The 11183-nt window shown below is 43.0% G+C and carries 12 protein-coding genes; 8 read left to right on the forward strand and 4 right to left on the reverse strand.

What is annotated here, in order from left to right:
• Positions 1-212: 212 nt before the first annotated feature.
• Together FXV78_RS18240 and FXV78_RS09010 are read left to right on the forward strand one after the other, a co-directional pair.
• Complete coding sequence (locus FXV78_RS18240) at positions 213-380, forward strand: hypothetical protein (RefSeq protein ID WP_233447368.1); 168 nt, start codon at positions 213-215, stop codon at positions 378-380.
• A 9-nt stretch (positions 381-389) separates the two neighbouring features.
• Positions 390-1517: an IS4 family transposase gene (locus FXV78_RS09010; RefSeq protein ID WP_233447369.1), complete on the forward strand. Its 1128-nt coding sequence runs from the start codon at positions 390-392 to the stop codon at positions 1515-1517.
• Positions 1518-1720: 203 nt separating this feature from the next.
• Here FXV78_RS09010 and FXV78_RS09015 read toward each other — a convergent pair whose 3' ends face one another.
• A complete protein-coding gene (locus FXV78_RS09015; protein WP_004841239.1) occupies positions 1721-2212 on the reverse strand; it encodes a hypothetical protein in 492 nt (163 codons plus the stop codon).
• Positions 2212-2607: a DUF4430 domain-containing protein gene (locus tag FXV78_RS09020; RefSeq protein WP_004841235.1), complete on the reverse strand. Its 396-nt coding sequence runs from the start codon at positions 2605-2607 to the stop codon at positions 2212-2214. Before FXV78_RS09020 ends, FXV78_RS09015 begins: the two co-directional genes overlap by 1 nt.
• A gap of 279 nt (positions 2608-2886) precedes the next feature.
• On the opposite strand from FXV78_RS09020, the gene FXV78_RS09025 reads away from it, so the two are divergent.
• The gene (locus FXV78_RS09025; RefSeq protein ID WP_004841233.1) at positions 2887-3531 is read left to right on the forward strand and encodes a cell wall hydrolase; all 645 of its coding nucleotides are present in this window, start codon (positions 2887-2889) and stop codon (positions 3529-3531) included.
• A 122-nt stretch (positions 3532-3653) separates the two neighbouring features.
• Here the strand turns inward: FXV78_RS09025 and FXV78_RS09030 are convergent, their stop codons facing one another.
• Both FXV78_RS09030 and FXV78_RS09035 read right to left on the reverse strand, forming a co-directional pair.
• Positions 3654-5846: a DNA topoisomerase III gene (locus FXV78_RS09030; protein ID WP_004841232.1), complete on the reverse strand. Its 2193-nt coding sequence runs from the start codon at positions 5844-5846 to the stop codon at positions 3654-3656.
• 29 nt (positions 5847-5875) lie between these two features.
• Positions 5876-6718 (reverse strand): YitT family protein, encoded by an 843-nt coding sequence (locus tag FXV78_RS09035; RefSeq protein WP_023924194.1) that lies wholly within the window; start codon positions 6716-6718, stop codon positions 5876-5878.
• Between the two features lie 113 nt (positions 6719-6831).
• Here FXV78_RS09035 and eno point away from each other — a divergent pair, with 113 nt between their 5' ends.
• From eno to licT, 5 genes are all read left to right on the forward strand, one after another.
• Positions 6832-8109, forward strand: a complete 1278-nt coding sequence (gene eno / locus FXV78_RS09040) for a phosphopyruvate hydratase (protein WP_004841228.1) — start codon at positions 6832-6834, stop codon at positions 8107-8109.
• A gap of 151 nt (positions 8110-8260) precedes the next feature.
• Positions 8261-8641 (forward strand): GntR family transcriptional regulator, encoded by a 381-nt coding sequence (locus FXV78_RS09045; RefSeq protein WP_004841224.1) that lies wholly within the window; start codon positions 8261-8263, stop codon positions 8639-8641.
• On the forward strand, positions 8641-9504 hold the full coding sequence (locus FXV78_RS09050) for an ABC transporter ATP-binding protein (protein ID WP_004841222.1): 864 nt from the start codon (positions 8641-8643) through the stop codon (positions 9502-9504). The genes FXV78_RS09045 and FXV78_RS09050 overlap by 1 nt, the downstream gene beginning before the upstream one ends.
• The gene (locus FXV78_RS09055) at positions 9501-10157 is read left to right on the forward strand and encodes an ABC-2 transporter permease (RefSeq protein WP_004841220.1); all 657 of its coding nucleotides are present in this window, start codon (positions 9501-9503) and stop codon (positions 10155-10157) included. Before FXV78_RS09050 ends, FXV78_RS09055 begins: the two co-directional genes overlap by 4 nt.
• Before the next feature lie 155 nt (positions 10158-10312).
• The gene (gene licT, locus FXV78_RS09060) at positions 10313-11158 is read left to right on the forward strand and encodes a BglG family transcription antiterminator LicT (protein WP_004841218.1); all 846 of its coding nucleotides are present in this window, start codon (positions 10313-10315) and stop codon (positions 11156-11158) included.
• Positions 11159-11183 lie beyond the last annotated feature (25 nt).

Raw genomic sequence — 11183 nt, forward strand, 5'->3', positions numbered from 1 at the left:
TAGAAGTTCTGGGATAAAATAGAAGAAGGCAAAATAAAAAGAGGCAGAAAGAAAGGCAATGTCATTTAGTTAAGACATTGAGTCGGCAGCCTCTTGCAGAGCAAGGTATATAAAAATATATACCCTGCTCTTTTTTGTAAAAAATCCTTGACAAATATAGAAAAATTTGCGGCGAAGCCACTTAAATGTATTACATTTTGGAGGTAACGCTTATGATATTTGCGGAACATGTAAAAAACAAATTGTCATCTTTAATCCATAAAATGGCGATCGCCCCATGGTTGTTTTCAAAAAATCCAGAAGTTGATTTTTCACGGAACAGAAAACTTGATTTTGTATCTACAATTCAATTTCTTCTTTCTATGGAAAGTGGAAGCTAAAAAAAAGAATTGCTGGATTATTTCCAGTTCTCTGTCGATACCCCGTCTGCTTCAGCGTTCTGTCAACAGAGAAACAAACTACTTCTGGAGGCATTCCAGTTTTTGTTTTATGAATTTAATTCTTGTTTCTCATTCGAAAAAAAGTATAAGGATTATCAACTATTAGCTTGTGATGGCTCAGATTTGAACATTGCCCGTAATCCAAATGATGCAGGCACTTATTTTCAGTCTCAACCAACTGATCGGGGATTTCATCAGATTCATCTGAATGCTCTTTTCGACCTGTGCGAGAAGCGATATATTGATCTTGTGATACAACCTGCAAGGCTAGAAAACGAATCATTGGCAATGACACAAATGATTGACCGTTATAAAGGAGAGAAAAAAACAATTTTTATCGCAGACAGAGGATATGAAACATATAATATTTTTGCGCATGTCCAAGAAAAAGGAATGTATTATCTGATTCGTGTAAAGGATGGCGGTGGGGGAAGCATGACAGGAAGTTTTGACCTTCCTGATGAAAATGAGTTTGACCACGACATGCAACTTATATTAACCCGAAAACAGACAAAAGATGTGAAAGCTAAACCCAAAAAATTTAAATTTATTGCAAAATCCAGTCCATTTGACTATCTGGATTTATATGACAAAAAATTTTATACGTTGAATTTTAGAGTAGTAAGGTTTGCCATTTCAGAAGATTCGTATGAAAGTATAATTACCAATCTTCCAAAGGAAGATTTTCCAGTAGAAGAAATAAAGAAGGTTTATGCAATGCGATGGGGCATCGAAACATCGTTCAGGGAATTGAAATATGCTATCGGATTATGTTGCTTTCATTCAAAAAAGATGGAGTATATCATGCAAGAAATATACGCACGTTTAATCCTTTACAATTATTGTGAGCTCATTACAATGCATGTAATAATCCAACAAAAAGGTACAAAACATGTTTATCAAATGAATTACACAATAGCAATTCATATATGTCGTTATTTCCTGCGAAATGACATTTCCCCACCTGACGTTGAGACGCTGATACAGAAGAATCTTTTACCTGTAAGACCCGGGCGTTCCGACCCTCGCAAAGTCAAGCCTAAGTCAGCAGTAAGTTTTCTGTATCGAGTTGCATAACATCGATAAAAGTATATCGTTAATTTAGGCAGATAGCAATCTGTCTTTTTGTGCTGCATAAATATAAGAGCAAGTTTTTATAAAAGAAAAATCAGGCAAAGATAGTGAATTTTCTACCTCTGCCTGATAGGAATACATCTGCTTAATGTCTTAACTAAATGACATTGGGCTCACAGCTGCTCTCTTGTGTTATGTGTGAAATATTATTTGATCTGCTGTATACATTTCTCCAAAACATAGCGGATCGGTTTGAACAATACGAGACATACAATGAAATTGCTGATACAGTGTATGATATCGAATAGAAGTCCTGACGTCCAATATGCAAATGCACCGGAAATCCCGCCGATTGCAAAGTAGGGGATGGTACAGAGTGCTCCGAATGTAATACCATAGATCCCGGAGAGGATACTCCAGAACCATACGGAATCATTTTTCCGGAAAAGGAGAGTGATGAGTGCCTGTATGCTCCAGACATACAGGTAGTTTATCCACCAGAGTCCAAATCCATAGATCAGACCTTCCAGAAAAACAAAGATGTAAATGATAAAGAATACTTTCTTTCGAAACACAAGTGTATACACAAGGATCAAAAGGGTGACGATCTCAATATTGGGCAGGAAACCAAGGGAAACCTGAGCAGCCAGAAGGACTGCGCTCAGGATACCGTATATTACAATTTCCCGTGTTTTCATCAATATCCTTCTTTCAATGTAAGCTCAAATGCATCTCCGTCAGAAACTGGTGTCTGATCTGCGGAAGTGTTGACCTGTTCTCCGCCTTTTGTGATACACCACCATTGTTGTTTGGAATCATCCGCTGTTTCTTCATCCACAGTTGTAATAAACAGACCATATTCTCCAGACTCACCGTCCACGAGATTCTCGCTTTCTAAAACTTCTCCAAGATATTTTGCATCTGTGTCAAATTCGAAGACATTCTCTGTCTGGTCTCCGTGGATGACGGTCACCGTAATATGTTTTTCTCCTTCACTGGCTGCAGGCTTCATGTTCTGATATAAAACCCCGGCTCCAATGCACAGCAGGATTAAGATGACAATTCCTGCAATCAGTCCGCTTTTTTTCTTCATGTTTTTATCCTTTCTGCATTCTTATTTTTCATTTGAAATCATAAAGGTACATCCTGATTTTGTCAAGGAATATACATCTTACAGAAACAAACCGGTTTTAATCCATAGAGAAAAATATGAGAATTTTACGGGAAAAATTTCCGGTTGACAGTTTTTCTGTTTTATATTAGAATACCAAACGTAACATTTTTGTAATATTTGTAATATTTACGAAATTTAGTTCATATAATTTACAAGAACTACGTAATAATATTGCAATAATCAGGAGGTTATTTATTTATGAAACAGAGAAAACGATGGATGGCAGTACTTACTGTATGGACAATAGCGTTGTTATTTGCAGCAGGTTTCACGAGTCAGGCATCCGTTTCCAGTTCCAAGATGATTCAGGAAAAAAATAGCAAATATACAACAGGGGCAGGGGCGATTGCTGCTGCGATGGAGAGTATTCCGGCAGAGGCAGTAGAACTTACCAAAGCCGAGGCGCAGAAAGCGCAGGAAGCCAGAGAGCAGGCAGAAGCAGAAGCAAAACGAAAAGCGGAGGAAGAAGCTGCGAGAAAAGCGGCAGAAGAAGCTGCACGGGCACAGATCGCTGCAGAAGATCAGAAACTTCTGGCATCGATCATCTTCTGTGAGGCAGGAAATCAGCCTTATGAAGGACAGGTTGCGGTCGGAGCAGTGATCATGAACCGTGTCAGAAGTGGTGTGTATCCGAACAGTATTTCCGAAGTAATCTATCAGTCAGGGCAGTTTGGCCCGGCGATGACAGGATGGCTGGATACTGTCCGCAGCTCGGAAGGATATACGCAGACTGCTATGCAGGCAGCGGCAGATGCGATGGCGGGAGTCAATCCGATCGGAGACTGTCTGTATTTTGGAAATGGAAATTATGGAATTCAGATTGGAGATCATTTCTTCCATTAAAAATTGAATAAAGATAGAAAAGAATAAGTCGCTTTACGGAATAGACGCCCCCACGAGTTGCAACCTCGTGGGGGGGGGGCGTCTGCCCAGTTGGATATCAACTTCATTTGCCAAAGCAGACCCTATAACTGTATCTTCGAAAATGCTTCTGCAAAGGCATTGTTGATCGGTTCGTTCGCTTCTTTTGCCTGTTTTCGTAAATAATGATTCACGTCTTTTTTGCTTGCGCCCTTTCCTTCTTTTTTCTTTCGTTCCTCAAAAGAACTCAGTTTTTCTTTGTGTCCGCAGACGCAGATAAATCGTTGTCCGTCCCCTTTTCCTACAAGGTCCATTTTCTTATGGCATACCGGGCAACGGGCATTGGTATGGCGGGAGATGGTTTCTTTGTGTCCGCACTCCCGATCCTGGCAGACAAGCATTTTCCCGTGCTTACCGTTGACTTCCAGCATGAATTTGCCACATTCCGGACATTTGGTGCGGGTCATGTTATCGTGGCGGAAGGTACCGTCCGCAGATTTAATCTCTTGAATGAGTGCTTTGGTGTAATGTTCGATTTCTTTCATAAAGGCTTTATCGGATTCTTTTCCTTTTGCGATTGCCTGCAGGCGCATTTCCCAGGAAGCAGTCAGTTCCGGACTTTTTAAATCAGAAGGAACGAGGGAGAGAAGCTGTTTTCCTTTGGAGGTGATGTGAATCTCATTTCCCTTTTTCTCCATCAGAAAACTGTTGAATAATTTTTCGATGATATCTGCTCTGGTGGCGACTGTACCGAGTCCTCCGGTCTCTCCCAGCGTTTTTACGACATCCTTATCCTTATGTTTGAGATACTTGACCGGATTCTCCATGGCGGCGATCAGAGTACCTTCGGTGAAGCAGGCTGGCGGTTTGGTCTTGCCTTCTGTGATCGTCAGTGCGGTGACAGGAAGTGTCTCGCCTTTTTGCACATCCGGCAGGGAAATCTGGGAGAATGTGGTTTGTTCTTCGTCCTCGTCTTCGCCGTCAGTATAGCCCGACTCATAAACTTCTCTCCAGCCGGCAGATTTGATAAAATTGCCTTTCGCGCTAAAGCGTTCTTCGCCGATGGTGCCGCTGATGGAAGTCTCTTCATACTCGCAGGCAGGAGAGAGAACCGCCAGAAACCGGCGCACGACCAAATCGTAAATTTTGCGCTCTTCATTGCTCATGTGGTCAAGCTGCACAAACTGTTCGGTCGGGATGATTGCATGGTGATCAGACACTTTGCTGTCATTGACAAAGGATTTATTTGCCTGAAGTTTTTGCATGGAAAGCCGTCCGGCAATCTTGCTGTAAGGACCTACTGCGCAGGCTTTTAAGCGTTCCTTTAAAGTCGGCACGATATCGGTAGTGAGGTAACGGGAATCGGTACGAGGGTAGGTGAGTACTTTGTGATTCTCGTAAAGTCTTTGCATGATATTGAGGGTCTGTTTTGCGGAAAATCCGAATTTCTGGTTGGCTTCCCGTTGAAGTGCAGTCAGGTCATACAGTGCAGGTGCGAATGTTTTTTTCAGCTTTTTGCGTACATCCGTTACAAGCAGTGACGGAGCGGAGGCCTGTTTGATCGCCTGGATGCGGTCTTTATCAAAGGAGCGGGAAGAGCCGGATCTGGCATCTGTCCATGTAAATGTGATTCCGCCAACCGCAGCTTTGAGTCCGTAATAAGGAACCGGCTTGAAGGTGCGGATCTCTTCTTCTCTGGCAGCGATCATAGCGAGTGTCGGGGTCTGGACACGTCCGCAGGAGAGCTGTGCATTGTATTTGCAGGTCAGCGCTCTGGTGGCATTGATCCCGACCACCCAGTCGGACTGTGCACGGGCAACAGCAGCGCGGTACAGTGGCTCGTAGGATTTGCCGGGGCGCAGATTCTGAAAACCTTCCCGGATGGCTTTGTCTGTAACGGAGGAGATCCAGAGTCGCTTCAGCGGCTTCTGATTTCCGGCTTTGTCAAGGATCCAGCGTGCCACAAGTTCCCCTTCTCTGCCGGCATCGGTTGCAATGATGATATCAGAGACATCTTTCCGGAAAATCAGCTCTTTGACAGCGTGGAACTGGCGGCCGGTCTGTTTGATGACTACCAGCTTCCAGTGCTCTGGGAGCATGGGAAGCGTATCCATGTTCCAGGTCTTGTACTGTTCGTCGTATTGCTCCGGATCAGCCAGTGTGACAAGGTGACCCAGCGCCCATGTGACGATATAGTCTGTTCCTTCTATATAAGTATTTGTTTTTTTATTGCAGTGTAAAACCCGGGCGATGTCCCTGCCCACGGAAGGTTTTTCTGCAATGACGAGATGCTTCATAGTGTTTCTCCTTCTTCTGTTTAAAATATTCAGACGTTATGGAAGCCTTTTCCGATGATCTCACTTGTATTGGAGATGAGAATAAATGCGGAAGGTTCTTCGTCTTTGATAAAATTACGGAGCCGGACAGCCTGCGGGCGGTTCAGTGCCGTGAAGATGACGTATTTGTCTTTTCCGGAAAACGCGCCCTGTGCATGGCAGACAGTAGCGCTTCGGTTTAATTCCTGTACAATAAAGTCGCAGATCGGCTTTGGATTGTCACATACTACGTTAAAGTATTTGGAAAGATTGAAACTTTCAATAAAAGTATCGATCATAAACGAGCGGATTGCAAGTCCAAGGAATGAATACAGCCCTGTTGCAATGTCGAACATGAAGCAACCAGCAACGGTGATCAGCACATCTGTGATCAAAAGAGCATGTCCGATATCTACGCTGGAATATTTTTTCAGGATCATGGCAATGATATCCGTACCGCCGCTGGAAGAGCCGATGTTAAACAGGATCGCGGAACCAAGAGACGGAAGCGCGATGGCAAAACAAAGCTCCAGCATCGGCTGATTTGTCAGTGGTGCACTCATCGGATAGATCCGCTCCAGTGCGGAGAGCGCAACTGACAACAGAATGCTGCAGTAGGCAGTCTTTGCGGCAAATTTTTTGCCGAGAATAAAAAATCCGATGATCAGCAGAATCATGTTAGTGATAAAGTTGAAATCTCCTGCGGACATCACGCCGGTTTTGGCAACGAGAACCGCAAGACCGGTGATTCCTCCAAATGTAAAATGATTTGGAAATTTGAAAAAATAAGTGCCTGCCGCCATCACCAGTGTACTGAAGGTCAGCAGGAAAAAATGTCGTAGTTTACTTTTCATGTCGAATACCCCCGAATAAGATAAGAAAATTGTAGCTTGTGCTTTCTCAAAAGTCAATGAATTATCGTCGGATTATTGGAAATACTAACTTTCAACAAGGAGGGTGAAAAAAGATGTATCAGGATTTACCGATTCAGGATATTTACGCAAGAGAAATTTTAGACTCCCGGGGCAATCCGACGGTAGAAGTGGAGATACTTGCCGGGGAGAAAATCGTGGGAAGAGCAGCGGTTCCATCCGGCGCATCAACGGGAAAATTTGAAGCAGTAGAGCTTCGTGACCGGGAGAAGCGGTATGGAGGAAAAGGGGTAGAGCAGGCGGTGCGTCACGTCAATGAAGAAATCGCCGAGGCTCTGATTGGAAAAAATGTGTTGGCACAAACGGAGATCGATCATATTTTAAAGGAACTCGACGGCAGCATTGACAAGCATAATCTGGGGGCAAATGCAATCTTAGGTGTCTCGCTGGCTGCGGCAAAGACCGCTGCGGCTGCACTTAGGATTCCGCTGTATGACTATCTTGGAAATGTAGGAGAAAAGGTAATGCCTATTCCTATGATGAATGTGTTAAACGGCGGTGCTCATGCGGACAATAATCTGGATATTCAGGAGTTTATGCTGGTTCCTTATGGACCGGACAGCTTTAAAGAAAGATTGCGCATGGGGACAGAAATTTATCACGTACTGCGAACACTTTTGAAGCAAAAAGGATTGACTACAGCTGTCGGGGACGAGGGCGGATTTGCACCGGAATTGAGAGATTCCAGAGAGGCGATTGAATTTCTGATCGAGGCAGCACATCAGGCGGGATATCAGCCGGGAAAAGATGTAGGGATTGCTTTAGATGTGGCGGCTTCAGAAATTTACCGGGCAAAAGAACAGCGGTATTATTTTGTGGGGGAAAGCAAAAAGAGCGGGAAAAAGATCGCGAGAACATCGGATGAGATGATGGAATACTATGAAAGATTGATTCTGGATTATCCAATCTATTCCATTGAGGATCCGTTGGATGAGGAGGATTGGGATGGCTGGAGCAGACTGACAGCAAAAATTGGGGAGAAAGTACAGCTTGTAGGAGACGATCTGTTTGTGACCAATCCGGAGAGAGTCGCATTGGGGATAGCAAAAAAAGCAGCTAATTCGGTGCTGATCAAGGTGAATCAGATCGGGACACTGACAGAGGCGGCAAGAGCGGTGGAACTGGCGCATCAGGCAGGGTATCGGACGATTATGTCTCACCGATCTGGTGAAACGGAAGATACCACGATCGCGGATCTGGCGGTGGCATTTCATACCGGACAGATCAAAACCGGTGCACCGTGCCGCTCGGAACGTGTGGCAAAATATAATCAGTTGCTTCGAATTGAAGAAACATTGTGGAAATCCATGTGATGAGAGGACCATTCCGGAGAGAGTGAGAGATCTTTTTCCGGAGTGGTCATTTTATTTTACAAACTGTACATATTTGATATTGACAGTAATTACAATTTGAGATATACTGTACTTACAAGGCGAGTACAGATATGACAGAAGGAGTGATGAAGTGGAAATTATTTTAAGTAATGCCAGTCCGAAACCAATCTATGAGCAGATCACTTCCCAGATAAAAGCCATGATCATGAACGGAGAGCTGAAGGCAGGAGACCCGATGCCGTCCATGCGAAAGCTTGCAAAGGAGCTTCACGTCAGTGTGATCACGACACAGAGAGCTTATGATGATCTGCAAAAGGACGGATTTATCGTGACAGTTCCGGCAAAAGGAACCTTTGTATCTGCACAGAACCAGGACTTTATCCGGGAGGAGAACAGAAGACGGGTAGAACTGCTTTTAACAGATGCGGTAGAACTGGCAAAGGAAAACGGAATTGAACTTGAGGAATTGAGAACGACATTAGACGTATTGTATCAAGAGGAGGATGTGTGATGGAATTTGCACTGGAAGTCAAAGGACTGCGTAAAACATACAAAGAATTTGGATTAAAAAATATTTCGATGAAATTGCCCAAGGGCTGTGTGCTCGGGCTGATCGGAGAGAATGGCGCCGGAAAATCTACCCTGATTAATGCGATTCTCGGGCTGATTGAATGCGACTATGAGTCTTTAAGGATTTTTGGACAAGAGTATGCAGGAAATGAAAAGCAGATCAAAGAAGAGATTGCGGTGATCTTTGACAAGACCTGTTATGATCTGAATTTTACACCGCTGTTTATCGGAAAGATATTGAGTAATGTGTATTCCAACTGGGATATGGAAAAATATCATATGTATCTGGATCGGTTTGAACTGCCGAAGAAAAAGAAATTAAAAGAATTTTCCAAGGGAATGAAGATGAAAATGGAATTTGCCGCAGCCCTAAGCCACGATCCCAAGCTTCTTATTCTGGATGAGGCGACAAGCGGTCTGGATCCGGTATTCCGGGACGAGATTCTGGATATTCTCAGAGAGTACACCGAGGATGAAGAACATACGATTCTGATGTCCTCTCATATTACCAGTGATCTGGATAAGATTTCGGATTATATCGCATTTATTCATGATGGGGAGTTGTTGTTTACAAAGACCTATGATGAGCTTCAGGAAAATTACGGCGTCTTAAACTGTGGACAGCGGATCTTTGACGCACTGAACCGGGAGGATATTGAGGCATACAGAAAGGATTCCTATGGATATCGGGTTCTGGTCAACAATAAGCAGGGAATCCGGAAGGTATTTTCAGATCTGGAGATTGAACAGGCAACGATCGAAGACGTGATGCTGTACTGCGTGAGAGGAGAGAAAGTGGCATGAGAGGGATTATTTTAAAAGATTTATATGAGGGATTCTGTATTAAGAAGAATCTGATCAACTGGCTGGCTTCTATGATATTTACGTCTGCGCTGACAGCGATCAGTGAATTTATGAGAGGTGCCTATGGATTTTTGCTGATTGTAGTACTCCTATTTCCTGTGATGGGAAGTACGCTGCTTCAGATGACGGTGGAACAGGATGAAAAGGCAGAATTTGACCGGATTCAGCTCACCTATCCGCTGAGCAAAAGCGAGATTGTTCTGTCCAAATATCTGGGCGGTCTGATCGTACAGGGAGGTATGACACTTTATTCATTTGTGTTTGTATTGATCTATGTGTATGGATATCGGACGATCACCCTGGAAGACGCACTTCCGACATGGGGAATCGGTGTAGTCGGAGGTGTGATTTACTTTGCAGTGAGCTATGTAGCATATTTCTGGCTTGGTAATTTGAAAGGTGTGATTTTTACATTTCTTGCGATGGTAGGACTTGTAATTGCGTTTTTGCTCAGCGTGTTTAATATCGGGCTGGAGGAAATCATGCAGGTGGAAAAAAGTATTTGGATCATTGGTTGTCTGGTGATGGCAGCAGTGTTGATGGTGATCAGCTACTTTCTATCTCTGAAAATATACACAAAAAAACATTCTTGAAATAGTTATTTTGCACAAAATATTTATGCAGAAGAAATGTTGACATGTAAACAATATAAATAATAGAATAAATAAGAACAAAACCTATTTGCAGCAGAGACAGGACTGGTTTTTCGTGCAGATAGGTTTTTATTATGTATTAAGAAGGGGAAAAGATGCGGATAGACAGGATATTGAACAACAATGTCGTGATCATAAAAGATGAGAATGGAGAAGAGCAGGTTGTCTGCGGAAAAGGAATCGCCTACAAGAAAAAGGCGGGAGACCTTTTATCAGAAAAGCTGATCAACAAAGTGTTTGTTTTGAAGGACACTGCTCAGAAACAGCATTTTCAGGAGATTATCTCTGAGATTCCTGTGGAATATATTCAGATCACGACAGAGATTGTGGAGATGCTCACACAAACACTGGAAAGAAAACTAAATGAAGCAATCTATATTTCATTAAGCGACCATATTTATATGGCAATCACCAGATATCTGGACGGTGTTGTGGTGAAGAATTCCATGCTGTGGGATATCAAGCGTTTTTATGAGAAAGAATATCAGGCGGCGAAGAAGGTCTGGAAGATGATCAATCAGACGTTCAAGGTAGAATTACCGGAAGATGAGATTGGTTTTATTACCCTGCACATTGTCAATGCAGAGATGGACAATGAGAACTTAAAGCAGACGATGGAAGTCACAAAGCTGATGCAGGAGATTTCCAATATTGTCCGTTATTATTTTTCCGTAGAGTTTAATACAGAATCGGTTTATTATTATCGTTTTATTACCCATTTGAAGTTCTTTGCACAGCGTCTTCTGACAGATAAAGAGTATGAAGACGATCAGGACAACGAACTTTTCAATACAATTCGGCAAAAGTACCGCACTTCTTATAAGTGTGTGGAAAAAATCGCAGAGTTTATATCGCGTAAATATGAAAAGGAACTTTCAGATGAAGAAAAATTATATCTGACCATTCATATTGAACGCGTTATATATAAGAGCAGAGATTAGCGAATCATCGGAAGCGCGCACAGAT

This window comes from Mediterraneibacter gnavus ATCC 29149, assembly GCF_008121495.1.
In the GTDB taxonomy this organism is placed as follows: Bacteria; Bacillota; Clostridia; order Lachnospirales; family Lachnospiraceae; genus Mediterraneibacter; species Mediterraneibacter gnavus.

Bases quoted from the DNA above. Each gene is read 5' to 3' on its own strand.
- FXV78_RS18240 (WP_233447368.1), top strand. From the start codon at position 213: ATGATATTTGCGGAACATGTAAAAAACAAATTGTCATCTTTAATCCAT.
- FXV78_RS09015 (WP_004841239.1), bottom strand. From the start codon at position 2,212: ATGAAAACACGGGAAATTGTAATATACGGTATCCTGAGCGCAGTCCTT.
- FXV78_RS09020 (WP_004841235.1), bottom strand. From the start codon at position 2,607: ATGAAGAAAAAAAGCGGACTGATTGCAGGAATTGTCATCTTAATCCTG.
- FXV78_RS09025 (WP_004841233.1), top strand. From the start codon at position 2,887: ATGAAACAGAGAAAACGATGGATGGCAGTACTTACTGTATGGACAATA.
- FXV78_RS09030 (WP_004841232.1), bottom strand. From the start codon at position 5,846: ATGAAGCATCTCGTCATTGCAGAAAAACCTTCCGTGGGCAGGGACATC.
- FXV78_RS09035 (WP_023924194.1), bottom strand. From the start codon at position 6,718: ATGAAAAGTAAACTACGACATTTTTTCCTGCTGACCTTCAGTACACTG.
- eno (WP_004841228.1), top strand. From the start codon at position 6,832: ATGTATCAGGATTTACCGATTCAGGATATTTACGCAAGAGAAATTTTA.
- FXV78_RS09050 (WP_004841222.1), top strand. From the start codon at position 8,641: ATGGAATTTGCACTGGAAGTCAAAGGACTGCGTAAAACATACAAAGAA.
- FXV78_RS09055 (WP_004841220.1), top strand. From the start codon at position 9,501: ATGAGAGGGATTATTTTAAAAGATTTATATGAGGGATTCTGTATTAAG.
- licT (WP_004841218.1), top strand. From the start codon at position 10,313: ATGCGGATAGACAGGATATTGAACAACAATGTCGTGATCATAAAAGAT.